General features: G+C 39.5%; 15 protein-coding genes and 1 tRNA gene. 7 read left to right on the forward strand and 9 right to left on the reverse strand.

From position 1 onward, the window contains the following. Window positions 1-277: 277 nt before the first annotated feature. The 3 genes from C9J41_RS02250 to C9J41_RS02260 all read right to left on the reverse strand — a co-directional run bounded on the left by C9J41_RS02250 (window position 278) and on the right by C9J41_RS02260 (window position 2943). Window positions 278-652 carry a contractile injection system protein, VgrG/Pvc8 family gene (locus C9J41_RS02250; RefSeq protein ID WP_107294154.1) on the reverse strand — a complete coding sequence of 125 codons (375 nt, stop codon included), beginning with the start codon at window positions 650-652 and terminating at the stop codon, window positions 278-280. Between the two features lie 110 nt (window positions 653-762). Continuing rightward, complete coding sequence (locus C9J41_RS02255) at window positions 763-1263, reverse strand: Hcp family type VI secretion system effector (protein WP_107294155.1); 501 nt, start codon at window positions 1261-1263, stop codon at window positions 763-765. Window positions 1264-1650: 387 nt separating this feature from the next. Further along, window positions 1651-2943: a site-specific integrase gene (locus C9J41_RS02260; protein WP_107294156.1), complete on the reverse strand. Its 1293-nt coding sequence runs from the start codon at window positions 2941-2943 to the stop codon at window positions 1651-1653. A 618-nt stretch (window positions 2944-3561) separates the two neighbouring features. Between C9J41_RS02260 and C9J41_RS02265 the strand changes: the two genes are divergently transcribed. Beyond that, the gene (locus C9J41_RS02265; RefSeq protein ID WP_233217610.1) at window positions 3562-4095 is read left to right on the forward strand and encodes a hypothetical protein; all 534 of its coding nucleotides are present in this window, start codon (window positions 3562-3564) and stop codon (window positions 4093-4095) included. A 103-nt stretch (window positions 4096-4198) separates the two neighbouring features. Here C9J41_RS02265 and C9J41_RS02270 read toward each other — a convergent pair. Continuing rightward, window positions 4199-4274 (reverse strand) — tRNA-Ala (locus C9J41_RS02270). A gap of 204 nt (window positions 4275-4478) precedes the next feature. Between C9J41_RS02270 and C9J41_RS02275 the strand changes: the two genes are divergently transcribed. Beyond that, complete coding sequence (locus tag C9J41_RS02275) at window positions 4479-5015, forward strand: LA_2272 family surface repeat-containing protein (RefSeq protein WP_107205470.1); 537 nt, start codon at window positions 4479-4481, stop codon at window positions 5013-5015. 60 nt (window positions 5016-5075) lie between these two features. Here the strand turns inward: C9J41_RS02275 and gltX are convergent, their stop codons facing one another. The 5 genes from gltX to zipA all read right to left on the reverse strand — a co-directional run bounded on the left by gltX (window position 5076) and on the right by zipA (window position 12607). After that, window positions 5076-6500, reverse strand: coding sequence for a glutamate--tRNA ligase (gene gltX, locus C9J41_RS02280; protein ID WP_107259314.1), 1425 nt, complete (start codon window positions 6498-6500; stop codon window positions 5076-5078). Between the two features lie 266 nt (window positions 6501-6766). Beyond that, on the reverse strand, window positions 6767-7396 hold the full coding sequence (locus tag C9J41_RS02285) for a DUF2057 domain-containing protein (RefSeq protein ID WP_107245642.1): 630 nt from the start codon (window positions 7394-7396) through the stop codon (window positions 6767-6769). Window positions 7397-7473: 77 nt separating this feature from the next. After that, window positions 7474-8565, reverse strand: a complete 1092-nt coding sequence (locus C9J41_RS02290) for a porin (RefSeq protein ID WP_107245644.1) — start codon at window positions 8563-8565, stop codon at window positions 7474-7476. Between the two features lie 529 nt (window positions 8566-9094). Continuing rightward, on the reverse strand, window positions 9095-11107 hold the full coding sequence (ligA, locus tag C9J41_RS02295; RefSeq protein WP_107294157.1) for an NAD-dependent DNA ligase LigA: 2013 nt from the start codon (window positions 11105-11107) through the stop codon (window positions 9095-9097). Between the two features lie 144 nt (window positions 11108-11251). Then, window positions 11252-12607 (reverse strand): cell division protein ZipA, encoded by a 1356-nt coding sequence (gene zipA / locus C9J41_RS02300; RefSeq protein WP_107259312.1) that lies wholly within the window; start codon window positions 12605-12607, stop codon window positions 11252-11254. A gap of 355 nt (window positions 12608-12962) precedes the next feature. On the opposite strand from zipA, the gene cysZ reads away from it, so the two are divergent. The 5 genes from cysZ (at window position 12963) to crr (ending at window position 17888) form a co-directional block, all read left to right on the forward strand. Further along, window positions 12963-13724 carry a sulfate transporter CysZ gene (cysZ, locus tag C9J41_RS02305; protein WP_107205465.1) on the forward strand — a complete coding sequence of 254 codons (762 nt, stop codon included), beginning with the start codon at window positions 12963-12965 and terminating at the stop codon, window positions 13722-13724. A 270-nt stretch (window positions 13725-13994) separates the two neighbouring features. Beyond that, a complete protein-coding gene (gene cysK / locus C9J41_RS02310) occupies window positions 13995-14963 on the forward strand; it encodes a cysteine synthase A (RefSeq protein WP_107294158.1) in 969 nt (322 codons plus the stop codon). Window positions 14964-15271: 308 nt separating this feature from the next. Beyond that, complete coding sequence (locus tag C9J41_RS02315; protein WP_008986407.1) at window positions 15272-15559, forward strand: HPr family phosphocarrier protein; 288 nt, start codon at window positions 15272-15274, stop codon at window positions 15557-15559. 54 nt (window positions 15560-15613) lie between these two features. Continuing rightward, window positions 15614-17338 (forward strand): phosphoenolpyruvate-protein phosphotransferase PtsI, encoded by a 1725-nt coding sequence (gene ptsI, locus C9J41_RS02320; RefSeq protein WP_107205463.1) that lies wholly within the window; start codon window positions 15614-15616, stop codon window positions 17336-17338. A gap of 40 nt (window positions 17339-17378) precedes the next feature. Next, window positions 17379-17888: a PTS glucose transporter subunit IIA gene (gene crr / locus C9J41_RS02325; protein ID WP_005370195.1), complete on the forward strand. Its 510-nt coding sequence runs from the start codon at window positions 17379-17381 to the stop codon at window positions 17886-17888. Window positions 17889-17920: the final 32 nt, after the last annotated feature.

Genomic DNA, 17920 nt, shown 5'->3' on the forward strand with positions numbered 1-17920 from the left:
ACGGGTGTGAAATATAGGCAATTACTCAGATTCCATTTAATTATCAATATATTGTGTAACAAAATATTAATACTTTTTTTTTGCAAAAAATTATCTTGAAGCCAAACTCGATTCTTTCATCATTTAATCTGTGAAACATGCCATCATCCACAAAAAAGCAGAGAATAACTCTCTGCTTTTTCGAATATTTAAAAATCTCGCCTAGATTTAACTTCGCTATAATTACTTATAGTAACTTGCTTAGATAACGCATTAAAAAAAGGATATATATCATTATTTAAATATACTCTATAACAAAGATATAAATCATCACAATCAGTAAACAACCATTTTGACGTAACGCTAATAGCGCAAAAGGCGGCACTAACTCCACCTGATAAAAGGTATGGTGATGCCCCGTATCCCCTTGGGTAAATTGACGTACAATGCCACGCCATTGTTGCTGTTTTTCCCCATGCATCCACACTGTTAATGATGCAGGGCGATCGATGGTATCATTTGCCGTCAATGTCGATTGACGGCTCGCCAGTTCAATCGTAAATGAGAACGGTAACGAGAGATTATCTACGCCGTTAAATGCCGTCACCACAAATGTAGAAGCCTCTAACCCTTCTACCTCAAAGGTAAATTGTAACCCTGTTTGCTGCGCCATGTTTTACCTTAACTCCGCTTCCTTTCATTTATCGATAACGACAAAAACCCGCACAACAGAGGCGTTATGCGGGTCAATATCAGTCGTGATGATTACGCTTCTAGCTGTGCTCACCAGTCGTCAGCACCGGATGTACCTGAAATAGTGTGATCCCAGTTGATCTTACGGTAAGACATCGACACTTCAATAAGCTGAGTAAAGTCCACTTTTGACGCATCCTGACAATGTGGCATTTGTGTATCAATATTCACGATCGTGGCATCGGTTAATGTGGTGGTGAAGTAATGTTCTTTTTTACCGTCAACAGAGGTGCGATACCATTTTAACTCAACCAATGGCAACATTTCCCCCGATGCTAAGGCGTTATACATCAGTGGTACCGCTTTATTCAGCGCAACGGTGAACGGAAATGGCTTATGAACACGTTGACCTGAAGGTTGACCCGACTGTGGATCCGTCGGTACGGTCACCACATGCTTAAACTCTTGCACCAACATTTGGTCTTCGTGACCTTCAACATAAATGTTACCGACAGAATCAGCCGTGAATGCACCCGCTGTAATGTTGCCCTGAGTTTTACCTTGAATAGCAATATAACAAGGAGTTGGCATAAGAATATCCTTCAAAAAAAAGATGATAAATGCGTCTATTACGCCTGCACTTATAAACAATATTAATGCCAACTTTTAATTTACTTTAACCCATTGAATACATGTGGTTTTCATAAATCAACACACTTTAATAGGCTATTTGTTACCTAAATATCAAGCAATAAATTACCCATAAGCCAAATATTGCCCACTCTGTGCTTTGATATTTTTATCACATCTATTATTCATTGATGAGATATATACGAATAACACACTAAATAAAATTTAAGGTAGAAAAACTACGTTCCAAATGTCTCTAGAATCGAGATAGGCAAAACTAAGTCATTTGTCTTTATGACTTATCGTCTGGCTTTTTATTTACATAAACAAAAGTGACCTAAGTAACAATCAACCAAACAGCGAGATAACGTTACTTACCTCATTCGCATTTAATTTCGCTTCCCAACGCTCAAGTGCTATACGCTTCTCTTTAAAGTAATCATAGCGGTCATAGTGTTTAGAGCTAACATCATTCATTGAGTGGTTTTGAATGCGATCTCTTATCTCTTTTGATATGCCAAGCTCCCCTGCTAATGTTTTCACAGTACGACGTAAATCCCTTGGTACAAACTTCTTAAATTCAGTATCAACACAAAACTTACGGATTATTCTGGATAAATAATTTGGGTCTAAATGTCCTGAAGCACTATCTCTAGGGAAAAGGTAGACACTATCGCCGCTGATCTCTTTTAATCGGCTTAATAGTGAATACGCTGTATCGGTTAAAGGGATTAAGTTAGCTCTGTAGTTTTTTGAAACTTCACCAGCTATTTCAAAAGACGCATTATCAAAATCAACGCTATCCCAGCGGGTAGCCATCACTTCATACGGACGCTGCCCTCCTAAATGAACACAAAGTTTAATTAAGATATGAATATCTTCATCAAAATACATCCCTGATTCATTGCTAAGTAACAGATAGAGTTCGTCCCATTTTAGCCAACGTTCGCCAACCCTATCAGCGTGGGATTGTTTAGGTACTGAAGTTACAGGATTAAATGTCACATTAAATAATGTTTCAGTACACATCTTGGCTGGATCATTATCATGTTTCAGAGCATGGTTAAATGCAGCATGTAAGTAAGAACGAACCTTATTACTTTGAGAGCTCGCACCTCGCTGTATCATTCTAGCTAAAACCATCTTGATATCATGAGGTGTAACATCTTTAGCCTTTGTTGCTGGTGGAATTACTGGGTAAACGTCAGCTTGAATAGCCTTTCTTACTCGCTCACTAGTACGCTTACCATCTAGCACCATTTGCTTAATATAACTATCAACCAACTGTTCTAAACAACCCAACTTATTTTCTAAGTTCTTTAGTCGTTCATTCTCTCTCTCTACTTGCTCTTTTGATTGACGTTCTTTTTCTAATTCGTCTTTTGGGTTAAGCCCCTCTTTCAGCATACCGCCATAGGTTCTAGCAAAAGTTCGCGCTGTATCCAATGACATTTGTGGGAAAGAGCCCAATTGAATGAAATGACGTTGGCCTTCAACATAAAAGCGAAAAACGAAAACTTTTGAGCCAGACGAATAACAACGAATACCTAAACGTCCACATCCACGCTGGTTTGTCTTATCCCACAAATAGTCAAAAGACTTACTTGTTTTAAACCCTTTAATTTTTGTAGCAGTAAGCATTACAACCTCACATAAAATATAACGCTAACTCATGTATAACTAGATGCAGTAACTGGTGTAGTTAGTGACGTAATAGGTGTAGTTAGCACGTAATAATATGCAAAACAAAGTAATACTATAAAACACCATTATCAATGTAACATTTTGATTTTGAATGACTATTAAATGGAATGAAGTAAAATAAAATGAAATTAAATATCGCTTTATTTCGACTCCTAAGGGGAAGGCCACTGGTTCGACTCCAGTAGGGAGCGCCATATTTTTCAAAGGCTTAGCGATTTTTATTGCTAAGCCTTTTTTATTTTCACACAATGTAGTGTCGTAACAATACAATATAGATTCAGTCTTTATCACTTCGGGTCGCATGATTTAATCTGCTCATCTTTGAACAATCTGCTTTATAACGTGTTATTAGCCTTATTTTTGTGGCTAATAAACGGCTACAACTATTATTATCAAAAATATTTTTACTGTTTTAAATCAATAAAATGGATTTATTTAGCTCATTACTTGAAACATAACGTTACAATATTTGAACGTTGTTTTTTATTGTTTAGTGTTTATACTGCCAGCACTTCATAACTCTCATGTTATGAGTTTGTATAGGACATTATGAAAATGAAATTAGCATCTCTTATTGTATCTGCCGCTCTTCTTGCCCCTGCAGCAGCTATGGCTAACACACCAGTTCAGCTTTCAGTACCCGGCGTAAACCTACCAGCAGGTAACGTTACAGGGGTTCGCTTAAATGCTTTATATGGGCATACCGCTTCTGTAACAGGTGTAAACTTCTCATTATTAGGTCTTTCAGATATTGATACATTCAAAGGTCTAAACTTTGGCCTAGCATTTGGTGTGAACCGTACTCGTTCGATGATGACGGGGCTTGAATTTGGTCTTGCAAACTTGAACGACGGTAATGCGAAAGGGGCTGATTTTGGTGCCGTAAACTATACTGCTGGCAACTTTACAGGTGCGCAGTTCGGTACATTTAACTACGCAGGAACACTAAATGGCCTACAGTTTGGCTTAGTGAACGCAACCGATCATATTAATAAAGGCATTCAGATCGGCCTGATTAACTATGATAAGTCTGGTACTTTCGTCAGTAACAGCTTACCTGTATTCCCTATTGTAAATGCGCGATTCTAAGATTTCGCTATAGCAATAAAGAGCCTCGCCACTATGCGGGGCTTTGTTTTAAATGGATAAATTTAGACATAAAAAAACCTCGCACAAGGCGAGGTTTAGAATTTGGTGGAGCTAAGCGGTATCGAACCGCTGACCTCTTCGCTGCCAGCGAAGCGCTCTCCCAGCTGAGCTATAGCCCCAAAACAAGAATACAATAAAATCTCACTGCATCAGTGTCAACATAACTACAAAGATATAAGCATATTTGTGAATTAACTCAAAAATATAACCCTAACAAACATAAAATAATCACGCCTATATCATTTACTTACCATTGACACCTCTAGTAATAAAGTGCGGTTAAATATCTTTAATGGTGACGACTAACCTTAAGGATTATTTTCATGAAGCTTCAACTGACCTCTCTTTTACTCGCAACGGCAATTTGTGCTCCATCCGTTTACGCTGATTCTCCAGTACAACTTTCTGTTCCAACGATTAACTTGCCTGCAGGTGATGTATCAGGTGTTCGAGTAAGTGCACTTTATGGTCGAAGCCACAATGTGAAAGGGTTAAATTTTTCCGTTCTTGGTCTTTCTGATATTGATAACTTTACAGGAATTAACCTTGGTTTGTTCTATGGTGCAAACCGTACCCGTACAAGTATGAAAGGGTTTGAATTAGGTTTAGCAAACTTTAATGGCGGAACAGCAAAAGGGGCTGATGTCGGCCTAGTAAACTACACAGCAAGTAATTTCACAGGTGCGCAATTGGGACTCTTTAATTATGCAGGTAGTTTAAATGGACTCCAATTTGGCTTTATGAACGCAACAAATCATATTAATAAAGGTATTCAAATAGGTTTAATCAACTTCGACCGTTCGGGTACTTTCGTTAGCAAAGATCTTCCTGTTTTCCCTCTTGTGAACGCAAGATTCTAATTAGCAAATATAAAAAACGGAGCATTAATGCTCCGTTTTTTTATTTTATATTTAACAAGCTTATGCGTTAGCTTCACGCTCTGCAATAAATGCTAACGCCATTTTGATACGAGCGACAACACGCTCTTTACCAATAAGCTGCATCACAGCATCAACAGAAGGCGACTGACCTTGACCTGTAACAGCTACACGTAAAGGCATACCCACTTTACCCATACCTAGCTCAAGTTCTTCACACACTTGTGCAATAACGGCATGAAGATTTTCTGTTGTCCACTCTTCAAGTGCTTCAACTTTAGCCAGTGCAAGCGCTAACGCTTCTTTTGCAACAGGACGTAAATGCTTTTTCGCCGCGCCAGCTTCAAATTCGTTAAAGTCTTGGTAGAAGTAACGAGATTGTTCAGCAAGTTCGATCAATGTATTACAACGCTCACCCACTAGCGTGATCACATCTGTAATAGCAGGGCCATTTTCAATAGAAATTTCTTTCTTATCTAAGTGCCATTGTAGGTATTTCGCAACATACTCAGGTTCAGCTGTTTTGATGTAATGGTTATTTAGCCATAATAGCTTATCAGTATTAAATGCAGATGCTGATTTACTTACTGATTCTAGGCTAAATAGATCAATCATCTCTTGTCGTGAGAAAATCTCTTGATCACCATGAGACCAACCTAGGCGTACTAAGTAATTCAGTAATGATTGTGGCAGGTAACCATCATCACGGTATTGCATTACACCTACAGCGCCATGACGCTTAGATAATTTTGCGCCATCATCACCTAGAATCATTGCGCAGTGTGCAAACTCAGGTACTGGTGCACCTAGCGCTTTATAGATATTAATTTGACGAGGCGTATTGTTGATGTGGTCTTCACCGCGAACAACTTGAGTAATACCCATATCCCAGTCATCGATAACCACACAGAAATTGTACGTTGGGCTACCATCTGTACGACGAATGATAAGATCATCAAGCTCACTGTTCGCAATTTCGATGTGACCACGGATTTTATCATCAAAAATGACCGTCCCTTCTTTAGGGTTACGGAAGCGAATACAGAATGGTGAATCTTCTGTTGCTGCGGCATTAGCTGCAATAATTTTAGGGTGGTTTGCATCGTAGCGAGGTTTAATACCAGCTGCCATTTGCTCTTCACGGATTTCGTCAAGAAGCTCTTTCGGACAGTAACACTTGTACGCTTTGTCTTCTGCTAGAAGTTGATCAACCACTTCGTTATAACGATCAAAACGCTTAGTTTGGTAGTAAGGGCCTTCATCCCAGTTAAGCTCTAACCACTCCATCCCTTCCATAATCGCGTCGATAGCTTCTTGAGTTGAACGCTCTAGATCCGTATCTTCAATACGAAGTACAAACTCGCCGCCCATATGTTTAGCGTATAACCATGAGTAAAGTGCAGTACGAGCACCACCTACGTGCAAAAAGCCAGTTGGACTTGGTGCAAAACGAGTTTTAACCGTCATTGGAATTACCTTATGAATGAAGGACTACACAGTAAGGGCTACTGTGTCTTATCTAATAACGAGTATTTTAGCACCGTGGAGTAAATCTACAATGCTTTGTCTACAATGAGAAATTCGAAGTTTGGAGAGGTGTTGAGAAAGATTACTCTAATAAAACTATCAATACAGAGATTATTTTAATAAGACTTTGAAAAACAAATTACCTCTATCAATTATTATCAATAGAAGTAATTTATAAAATATATTGTTTACGTTTTTAATCGAAACTATAAATTTTTTAGTCCCCAAGACATAAATTCTTGTTTTTCTTCTTCAGATAGGCCAATGAATGCATTTTTCAAAAACTTCATTTTTGCTTCAGGTGATGGAGTAGAAGCTGGAATGGTTGGAGTACTAAACGTTGTTTCAACATACCCAATTGATGCAATACCGCCAGACTTGTTATAATCAGCAACTTCTCTTTCGTAGTCTCTAAAATTCTGTAATCCTGAGCTATTTAATTGAATATATTCGAATTTAACCTCATCACCCAGACTATTTTTTAGTGTTATTTCAGGCGACTTATTAAAAGCTTCAGCTTGATCTAATGTTCGAATTTTTGGATACCCTAGAACTAATTTAGTATCTTTTGCATCAAACTTAATTAATAATGGCGTTGAATTAAATTTCTTTTTTGCAGCATCATCTAATACAACTGTACCGATGTTAAATAAAATTTGATTTTCACCATTAGGTAAAACCACTTCATTTGTAGCTTTTATAAAAGACCATCCCTCCTCTTTTCCATTTACAACAAGAATATTTGTTTCTTTTGATGATTCAAATTTCACATCAGCATAAATGTTACTAGAGAACAGCGATACCAATGGCAACACACTACAAATTATTTTTTTCATACAAGTATCCTGTTTACGCTTAAGAAAAGAACGAGCATTACGCTCGTTCTTTAAAGTTTTAATTAATAAAGTATTAATTAAAAGTAGTATTCTACACCTACAGAGTATTCCATGAACTCTGGGTTTTGATTATCAACACGTTTAGCTGCTTCATCAGCACGCTCTACATGACGAACACGTGTATAAACAACAGCTGATGGGTCAATAAAGTACATTACCTGACCAGAAATTACAGAGTCGTCAGTGTAACCAACTTTCTTACCATCACGCTCTAAATCTTCGTTCGCCGCATAACCTACCTTAAACTGGTAATCAGCGATGTTATACATTACACCAGCAGTGTAAGCATTTTGACTCTCATCCGCAGTACCAGCAACTTGTGAATTAGCTTCCATCATCTTGTACTGAGCAAAGAAGCCTAAACCGTTCTCAAAGTTACCTTGTACACCAACTAGGTAAGTATCATTAATCCACTCTGAAGAGTTATTACGCTCATATGCAGCCTGTAGTGTTACAGGGCCAATTGCGTAATGCGCAGCAGCACCACCCCAGTTGCTATCAGCTTGAGCAACAGCATCACCACGACCAAATGCTACATCAACGCTAAAGCCACCCCATGTTGGCGAGTCCCAACGCACAGTGTCAGATTGACGGTCTTGATAAGGAGCACCTGCAATACCATAACCCCAGTCATAAACATCACCTAGACCTGGGTTAGATCCTGGCCAGTCGATGATTTCATAAATAGGAGTAAGAACACGACCAATACGGATTTTACCCCAGCTATCACCTTCAAAGCCTACAAATGTATCACGTACACCTAATTTACCACTGTCACCAGCAGCGTTACCGCTACCGCCAACATAGCCAGACTCAATCTGCCAAATGAATTTTGGGCCGTTAGCAAAATCTTTGCTGCCACGGAAACCAATACGTGATTCATTATTTAATTTCCAATTACTATCTTCTGCCCAAAGAGCTTTACCTGCTTCGTTATAATCACGAGTCAGTGCTTGCATAGCAATAACACCGTAAACTTCATATGAAAATGACTCTTTAAGCTTTTGAATAGCAACTGCATCTGCACCTTCAGCACTAGCTGAAATTGAGGTCATTGCAGCAGCTGCGATTGCAGCACCAAGTAGTGTACGTTTAAACATGTTTTCCATGGAATAACTCCTAAAAGATATAAGCTGTTTACCTGTAACCTGAAAGGTTGGCCGCCGAAGGCTACAAGTAAATTTCCCATATGTTAGCCGAATCATTTCGACCAATTCATATTTTTTTCGTTCAAAATTGAACTTTGTGTAACTTCGCTATTAAGACTACTTTCGCAGCGCAAAACATCAATAAGAACTTACTTTCTTGTGTTAAAAATTTGATTCAGTGCAAAGTTTCCAGCCTATAGTGATCCAGTTCAAATGTTTTCACCAAAAAGTAAAATCACAATTAAAACAATAACCTATAAACCAACCAGCATATATGTGTGACCCTGATCGTATTTTTCTTTTTATTGACATACCTGATTTTTTTAAAAAACAAATTATTAACACAATGATTTGTTGTTGATAATGAAACATCTATTACACGTATTGATCACACAGTTATATACACTGTTTCATTTAATTCATAAAAAAAAGCCGCCCAAAATGGAGCGACTTTTTTTGTAACAAAATTTATCAACCTTATAAAAAGGTATTAAGCCATCAGATCAACGAGTTTTTGTTCGTCCCAGATCTCAATACCTAGCTCTTGTGCTTTCGTTAATTTAGAGCCAGCCGCTTCACCTGCCACTAATAAATCAGTTTTCTTCGAAACACTGCCTGTGACTTTTGCACCTAATTTTTGTAATGCAGCTTTCGCATCAGAGCGAGTTAATTGAGATAGAGATCCTGTTAGTACAACCACTTTTCCATCAAGCGGTAATTCGACATCCTCATCAATTTTTTCAATTTCAGGCCAATGTATCCCAACTTCTTTTAACTCGTTCACAACGACCATATTGTGCTCTTCACGAAAGAAATTAAAGATATGCGCAGCAACAATACCACCCACATCAGGCACTTCAATTAACTGCTCTTTCGTTGCTTGGCTAATTGCTTCTAATGTCTCAAAGTAATTCGCTAGGTTTGCAGCCGTTGCTTCACCTACCTCACGAATACCTAGAGAATAAATAAAACGAGGTAATGTTGTCAGTTTTGAAGCATTCAGCGCATCAACCAGTTTTTGAGCTGATTTAGGTCCCATACGCTCAAGTACCGTCACTTCTCCTGCACTGAATTTAAACAAATCAGCAGGTGTGGTTACCATTTCACGATCAACCAGTTGCTCTATCACTTTTTCGCCACAACCATCAACGTCTAATGCTTTACGTGATACGAAGTGTTTTAACGCTTCTTTTCTCTGGGCTTGACAGAAGAGGCCACCGGTACAACGTGCGACGGCTTCGCCCTCAATACGTTCAACCTTTGACTGACAAACAGGGCACTCTGTTGGAAATACAATCGCTTGCGCATTTTCTGGGCGACGAGACTCAACCACTGAAGCGATTTGTGGAATGACATCACCAGCACGACGAATAATAACGGTATCGCCAATCATCACGCCTAAACGCGCCACTTCATCAGCATTATGCAGTGTTGCATTACTGACTGTTACACCGCCCACAAACACAGGTTCAAGCTTAGCAACGGGTGTAATTGCACCTGTACGCCCAACCTGAAACTCGACATTGTTTAGAGTTGTCATCTCTTCTTGGGCTGGGAATTTATAAGCAATTGCCCAACGAGGTGCTCGAGCAACAAAGCCAAGCTGTTGTTGTGTATCAACATCATCAACTTTAATCACCACACCATCAATTTCATAGCCTAGTGATTGGCGCTTTTCACCAATACTCTGATGATAAGCAATAACTTCTTCAATACTGTCAACTTTGCGAATTTCTGGGCACATTGGAAGTCCCCATGCTTTTAACTGGCACAGGCGTTCATATTGCGTATTGGCAAGTTCACGTCCATCGACAACACCGACAGCATAGGCATAAAAACTTAACGGCCGCGTCGCGGTAATTTTAGGATCTAGCTGACGTAAGCTACCAGCTGCTGCATTTCGAGGGTTTGCAAATGCCTTATCACCTTTTTTAAGCGCTTTGATATTTAACGCTTCAAAGCCTTTTTTAGGCATAAAGACTTCGCCGCGAACTTCTAATCGCTCAGGCCAGTCGTCGCCTTGAAGCTTTAAGGGAATAGCGCGAATAGTACGCACATTATGAGTGATATTTTCACCTGTTGCGCCATCACCTCGGGTTGCTGCTTGTACTAACCCCCCCTTTTCATACATTAGGCTCACAGCAAGACCATCTAATTTAGGCTCACAGCAGTAACTAAGTGTTGCTCCTGAACGCAAACGATCTTGTAAACGTTTTTGAAATGCACGTAAATCATCATCATTAAACGCATTGTCTAACGAAAGCATCGCGATCTCATGTTTAACTTGAGTAAACCCCTCTAACGCAGCACCACCAACACGTTGGCTTGGCGAATCAACCGTTATCCATTCTGGATGCTCAGCTTCGATCTTTAGTAATTGCTGCATCATCCGGTCATATTCAGCATCAGGAATTTCTGGGTTATCTTCAACGTAATAACGATGACCGTGGTAATCGAGTTGCTGTCGTAGCGTTAATAATTGTTGCTGAAGGTCAATACTCATTTTTTCTACCTGACAAATCTTGATAGTTTCTGCCAAAACAACGCCCTATCGATAATAAAACGATTAAGACTATTGCCTAAATTTAAATAAAAAAACAGGCCCCTTAAAGGAGCCTGCTCATTAATGACTTCATCTTTTTAAAGATTAAGCATCATTATATTTCACTGATTTTTCTCGATATTGCGTAATACGATTTGGCGTGATCATTACACGATCTTGATCGAGAACATCTGCATTTAACTCATCAGCAATTTGCTGTGCTGTTTGTAGCATTAAGTTAAAGTTACTGGCTGCCTTACCGTAACAAGGCAACATTAAGAAAAAGCCGATACCTGGTGTTTCAAAATGTTGGTAGTTAGTTTCAGGGAAAGAGCCTGGATTTAGCAAGTTAGTTACTGAGAAAATAACAGGTTCCGTGCCAGCTAAATCAGCATGACGATGGAACACTGAATTCTCACCAAAAATTAAACCATGACGCTCTAAACATGCGAACAGTGACGGCCCACGTAAAATCTTACCATTGCGCGCATGAACACATAGCGATATATAAGTTGGTGGTAATGGCTCTGGCTCTGGCTCTGGCTCTGGCTCTGGCTCTGGCTCTGGCTCTGGCTCTGGCATGAAAGATACACTTGGCTCTTGCTTGGCTTGAATCGAAGGCTCGGCAACTTGCACAACGTTTTCTTCAACGACTGGCGTTGCTACTTCAACTTGTGCAGGCTCTTCAGCAGGAACAAATTGTGCTTGAGGCTCAACAGCAGATTTTTCAATCGGTTGTTCAATAATTTCAGGCTCAACCACAGGAATGTCGACGACCACCTGTTGTGCTTGCTGAAACACTGGCTCGGCCGCTACAGGTTGCTGAACAGTTTCTTGCACTGGAGTATACGTAGGCTGCTGTGGTTGCTGAATGATTTCAGGCTGTACTGGCGCTTGCGTTTCTACAACAGGAGCTGTAGTCGCTGAGTTAATAGTTGCCGCAACCTGAGGCTGTATAACAGGTTCAACAGGAGCGCTATTCGGTTGAGCAGCCGATTGTTGAACATTTACAGGTTGTACAGATTGCACAGATGTTTGTGGTGATACTTGCTGAGGTTGCTCAACTGTCGTAGCTTGTGGTTGAACGGTTGTCACTTTTGTAGGTACATCGTCATTATCTGTTGCTGACATTCTAGGGAGATCATCATCACCGTCATCAACCGTAACATTGCCTAATAATGGATCTTGCTGTGGACGCTCACCAAAACTAAAACCAGGCTCTTTGCGTTTTGTTGGCTTTGTCTTTTCAACCACTTCCTGTGGCTTACTTACAACACGTGCTTCACTGACACTCTCTTCAACGTCACCTTGAAGATCAAATGCCGTTTCATCGATTTTACCTACTGGCTTTTCACCAAACTTGGCCGGTTTTTCTTTTCGACTTGTCCATAGACCATGAAAAAGAAGCGCTGTAATCGCAAGCGCACCAACAATAATAAGAACTAGACGCAATTCCTGCATACGAATACTCTGAAATTAACTCGTTATCCCTAGACGGGGTTAATAATAGTAAAAAATCAACTAGGCAGACAAAATCTCTAGCTAGAATTTCTTGCCGATGACTTACTGTACCAAAACTCAAATGATAATGAGAAGTTGAATATCGCTATTCAGGCAAGATAGTCTTTACAACGTGAGTTTTGTACACTTTATACACCATTTTTCATTATGAATGATGAGATTTAATGGTTTGTCAAAACTGTGACAACCATATTTTCATTTGATTCCATCCTACATAGCCCGTTAACATACTCTATATAATCTCTCTATCATCCCTCATCAAAATAAATGTGAGAGATCCGATTAAGGAAATCGAATGTCGCAACAGCATGCCATAAAATCAACAACCAGCGGTGCTGGATACTTTTTTACAGGGTTACAACTGGTTACCCAACCAGGAACGCGTCGTTTTGTAATCATCCCATTGCTCATCAATATTCTTTTATTAGGTGGCGCATTTGCCACCTTACTTACTCAGTTGAATGGCTGGATTGATGGTTGGTTAAGTTACCTGCCTAGCTGGCTTGAGTGGCTATCTTATGTGTTATGGCCGTTACTTGCTATTGCTGCATTAGTGACGTTTTCTTATTTCTTCAGTACCATTGCCAACTGGATTGCTGCACCATTTAATGGGCTATTAGCTGAATATATAGAAGCTAAACTCACAGGTAATAATCCACCTGATGATAGTTTTAAAGCGTTAATAAAAGATCTACCTCGAACCATGGGCAGAGAGTGGACTAAATTAAAGTATTACTTACCCAAAGCAATTGGCTTATTGATCCTAATGTGGATCCCTGCCATCGGCCAAACGCTTGGTCCTATTTTATGGTTTTTATTTAGCGCTTGGATGATGACGATTCAATATGTTGATTATCCGTTTGATAACCACAAAGTGCCATTTATTGATATGCGAGATGCCCTCAAAGAACATCGTGGCCAAGCGTTAAGTTTTGGTGCCATCGTAATGTTTTTCACTATGACCCCAATTATTAACTTACTTGTCATGCCTGTGGCTGTTTGTGGTGCGACAGCAATGTGGGTTGATCATTACCGCGAGCAATTTAAACGCTATTAAGATCAACGATAAATATCTACCAAAGAGCACTTATTCTAGTGCTCTTTTCTTTTCTATTACCCTTGCTGCAAACACCATTGTTTATCGTTATTTGAGTAAAACATATTTGTAAATTAGTCACTTGACGCTTTTCATCCCACTATATATCTTTAGTTCAATATAATTCACACATTGATAACAATAAGATATAACCATTAATTACTTTTCAAATCACTTATCCAGTATATTCTTAATTTATATTACTTTTAACGTGTCACGAAGGAACGAAGCATGAGCAAGATTTATGAAGATAACTCACTAACTATTGGTAATACTCCGCTAGTGCGCCTTAACCGTGTAAGTAACGGTAAAGTGTTAGCTAAAGTAGAAGCTCGTAACCCAAGCTTTAGTGTTAAATGCCGTATTGGCGCTAACATGATTTGGGATGCTGAGAAAAAAGGTCTTTTAAAAGAAGGCGTTGAACTTGTAGAGCCAACTAGTGGTAATACTGGTGTTGCACTTGCTTTTGTTGCTGCTGCACGTGGTTACAAACTCACATTAACCATGCCTGAGAGCATGAGTCTTGAGCGTCGTAAACTATTAAAAGCGTTAGGTGCAAATCTTGTACTAACTGAAGCGCCTAAAGGCATGAAGGGCGCGATTGATAAAGCTGAAGAAATTGTAAATTCAGATCCAACTAAATACCTACTGCTACAGCAATTTAATAACCCAGCAAACCCAGAGATCCATGAAAAAACCACAGGTCCTGAAATTTGGGATGCAACAGATGGTGAAATCGATGTATTTGTCTCAGGTGTGGGTACAGGCGGTACACTTACAGGTGTTAGCCGTTTTATTAAACAGCAAAAAGGTAAAGCCATTACTACAATTGCAGTTGAGCCACTAGAGTCACCTGTTATAACCCAAACATTAAATGGCGACACTGTTCAACCAGCGCCGCACAAAATCCAAGGTATTGGTGCTGGTTTTATTCCTGGTAACTTAGATTTATCATTAATTGATGAAGTTCAAAAAGTAAGCTCAGATGACGCAATTGAAATGGCGCGTCGCCTAATGGATGAAGAAGGTATTCTTGCTGGTATTTCATCAGGAGCAGCGGTTGTTGCTGCAAATAACATTGCATCTCGCCCAGAATTTGCAGATAAAAATATTGTTGTAATACTGCCTAGTTCAGGTGAGCGTTACCTATCAACAGCACTATTTGCAGGCATTTTCACAGAAAAAGAAACACAACAGTGATCACACTTTATAATTTTTAATAGGTATATCACTATGAAAAAAGCCCCTCTGCGGGCTTTTTTGTTGCATTTTGGACTTAGCTTTAATATAAAACTCGCACGTTTTATTTTTCGCTCCGAAATAAAGGGGTGAAAATGCGCTTTAATTACTAACAAGTAAGTTTCTGATAAAACTTTGACTTGGATTAAAGCTAAGACAATATGATATTAGGTAGTTTATACTGCAGCAGCACAAGCAAATTATCTGTATTATGCTTGTCATAAATAATTTAATTATTAAATAAAATACTATATCTATCGGGGTGAATTATGTATCAGAAGCAAGTTGAAATCACAGCACCAAATGGTTTACACACTCGTCCAGCGGCTCAGTTCGTTAAAGAAGCTAAATCATTCGATGCAGATGTGACTGTAACTGCTAATGGCAAAAGCGCTAGTGCGAAAAGCCTATTCAAGCTTCAAACTCTTGGCCTAATTAAAGGCGCACAAATCACTATCTCTGGTGAAGGTGCTCAAGCTCAAGAAGCTGTTGATGCTCTAATTCAGCTAAAAGAAGATCACGACGGTTCTCCAGTTGCAATGTTCCGCGAAATCTAAGCTACGTTTATATACAAACGAGTTTTCAGTTTTTAGTTAATTTAAGGTAAGGCTATGATTTCAGGTATCTTGGCATCTCCAGGTATTGCTTTTGCTAAAGCACTACTGCTGCAAGAAGAAGAGGTTGTTCTAAATAAAACACCGATCTCTGCAGACCAAATCGATAACGAAATTCAACGTTTCTTCGACGCACGAAAGAAATCGTCTGAGCAGCTAGAAGTAATCAAAGAAAAAGCACGTGTCACCTTTGGTGAAGAGAAAGAAGCGATCTTTGAAGGTCACATCATGTTGCTTGAAGATGAGGAGCTTGAAGAAGAAATCATAGCCCTTATTAAAGATAAAATGTCTGCTGACTTTGCAATCTACTCTGTTATCGAAGAACAAGCACAAACACTTGAATCTTTAGATGATGAGTACTTAAAAGAACGTGCAAGTGATATCCGCGATATCGGTAGCCGTTTTGTTAAGAATGCATTAGGCATTAACGTAATCAACCTAAGTGCTATCAACGAAGAAGTTATCCTTGTTGCTAACGATCTTACACCGTCTGAAACAGCACAGATTAACCTTGATTATGTTCGTGGTTTTATCACTGATATCGGTGGTCGCACCTCACACACTTCAATCATGGCACGCTCGCTTGAGATCCCAGCGATTGTTGGTACAAACGATATCACATCAAAAGTTAAATCTGGCGATATGCTAGTACTTGATGCAATCAATAATCAGGTTGTAATCAATCCAACGGATGATGAATTAAACAAATTTAAAGCTATCAGCGACGCGCATAAAGCAGAGCAAGAAGAACTAGCTAAGCTAAAAGATCTTCCAGCAATCACGCTTGATGGTAAGCAAGTAGAAGTTTGCGGTAACGTTGGTACAGTAAAAGACTGTGACGGCGTAAACCGTAATGGTGGTGAAGGTGTAGGTCTATACCGTACTGAATTCTTGTTCATGGATCGCGATTCTCTACCGACAGAAGAAGAGCAATACCAAGCGTACAAAGAAGTTGCAGAAGCAATGCACGGTGAGCCAGTGATTATCCGTACTATGGATATCGGTGGTGATAAAGATCTTCCATACCTAGATCTACCAAAAGAAATGAATCCATTCTTGGGTTGGCGTGCAATTCGTATCAGCCTTGACCGTCGTGAAATTTTACGTGATCAGTTCCGTGCTATTCTTCGTGCATCTGCACACGGTAAGATCCGTATCATGTTCCCGATGATTATTTCGGTTGAAGAAGTACGTACACTTAAAGCTGCAATTGAAGAGTTTAAAGTTGAATTAACGGCTGAAGGTTTAGCTTTTGATACTGACATCGAGATCGGTGTGATGGTTGAAACGCCAGCAGCTGCAGCAATTGCACACCATTTAGCGAAAGAAGTTTCTTTCTTTAGTATTGGTACCAACGACTTAACCCAGTATACTCTAGCAGTTGACCGTGGTAATGAGCTAATCTCTCACCTTTACAACCCACTATCGCCTGCTGTACTTACAGTGATCAAGCAAGTTATTGATGCTTCTCACGTTGAAGGTAAGTGGACAGGTATGTGTGGTGAGCTTGCCGGCGACGAACGTGCTACCCTACTTCTTTTAGGTATGGGTCTTGACGAATTCAGTATGAGTGCGATTTCTATCCCTCGCATCAAGAAAGTTATCCGTAACGCTAACTTTGCTGATGTAAAAGCAATGGCAGAGTATGCTTTAACTCTACCAACAGCTGCTGAAATCGAAGAGCACGTAGAAAAATTCATCGCAGAAAAGACCATCTGCTAATATAGCTGCAGATAATATAACAACGCTTAGGAGCATCGATATGGGTCTGTTTGACAAATTGAAGAAACTGGTTTCTGACGACAGCAGTGAAGCTGGTGCAATTGAAATCATCGCACCACTTTCTGGCGAAATCGTTAACATCGAAGATGTGCCAGATGTCGTATTTGCTGAGAAAATTGTTGGTGATGGTATCGCTATCAAACCAGCTGGCAACAAAATGGTTGCACCAGTAAACGGTACTATTGGTAAGATCTTTGAAACGAACCACGCTTTCTCTATTGAGTCTGACGATGGCATCGAACTTTTCGTTCACTTCGGTATTGATACTGTTGAACTTAAAGGCGAAGGTTTTACTCGCATCGCTGAAGAAGGCCAAACTGTTAAAGTTGGCGACACTATCATCGAATTCGATCTTGCACTATTAGAAGAGAAAGCGAAGTCAACTCTGACTCCAGTTGTTATCTCTAACATGGACGAGATCAAAGAGCTAACTAAGCTTTCTGGCGCAGTAAACGTTGGTGAAACACCAGTACTACGCGTTAAGAAATAAGTTAAGTTCTATAACTGATAAAAAAGCGCTAC

This window comes from Photobacterium sp. GB-50, assembly GCF_003026755.1.
Taxonomy (GTDB): domain Bacteria; phylum Pseudomonadota; class Gammaproteobacteria; order Enterobacterales; family Vibrionaceae; genus Photobacterium.

What these genes read in the sequence shown, in the direction of transcription:
- C9J41_RS02290 (WP_107245644.1), bottom strand. Translation starts at nt 8,565, where the DNA reads ATGGAAAACATGTTTAAACGTACACTACTTGGTGCTGCAATCGCAGCT.
- C9J41_RS02275 (WP_107205470.1), top strand. Translation starts at nt 4,479, where the DNA reads ATGAAGCTTCAACTGACCTCTCTTTTACTCGCAACGGCAATTTGTGCT.
- cysK (WP_107294158.1), top strand. Translation starts at nt 13,995, where the DNA reads ATGAGCAAGATTTATGAAGATAACTCACTAACTATTGGTAATACTCCG.
- zipA (WP_107259312.1), bottom strand. Translation starts at nt 12,607, where the DNA reads ATGCAGGAATTGCGTCTAGTTCTTATTATTGTTGGTGCGCTTGCGATT.
- C9J41_RS02255 (WP_107294155.1), bottom strand. Translation starts at nt 1,263, where the DNA reads ATGCCAACTCCTTGTTATATTGCTATTCAAGGTAAAACTCAGGGCAAC.
- C9J41_RS02265 (WP_233217610.1), top strand. Translation starts at nt 3,562, where the DNA reads ATGAAATTAGCATCTCTTATTGTATCTGCCGCTCTTCTTGCCCCTGCA.
- C9J41_RS02250 (WP_107294154.1), bottom strand. Translation starts at nt 652, where the DNA reads ATGGCGCAGCAAACAGGGTTACAATTTACCTTTGAGGTAGAAGGGTTA.
- ligA (WP_107294157.1), bottom strand. Translation starts at nt 11,107, where the DNA reads ATGAGTATTGACCTTCAGCAACAATTATTAACGCTACGACAGCAACTC.
- C9J41_RS02285 (WP_107245642.1), bottom strand. Translation starts at nt 7,396, where the DNA reads ATGAAAAAAATAATTTGTAGTGTGTTGCCATTGGTATCGCTGTTCTCT.
- ptsI (WP_107205463.1), top strand. Translation starts at nt 15,614, where the DNA reads ATGATTTCAGGTATCTTGGCATCTCCAGGTATTGCTTTTGCTAAAGCA.
- cysZ (WP_107205465.1), top strand. Translation starts at nt 12,963, where the DNA reads ATGTCGCAACAGCATGCCATAAAATCAACAACCAGCGGTGCTGGATAC.
- C9J41_RS02260 (WP_107294156.1), bottom strand. Translation starts at nt 2,943, where the DNA reads ATGCTTACTGCTACAAAAATTAAAGGGTTTAAAACAAGTAAGTCTTTT.
- gltX (WP_107259314.1), bottom strand. Translation starts at nt 6,500, where the DNA reads ATGACGGTTAAAACTCGTTTTGCACCAAGTCCAACTGGCTTTTTGCAC.
- C9J41_RS02315 (WP_008986407.1), top strand. Translation starts at nt 15,272, where the DNA reads ATGTATCAGAAGCAAGTTGAAATCACAGCACCAAATGGTTTACACACT.
- crr (WP_005370195.1), top strand. Translation starts at nt 17,379, where the DNA reads ATGGGTCTGTTTGACAAATTGAAGAAACTGGTTTCTGACGACAGCAGT.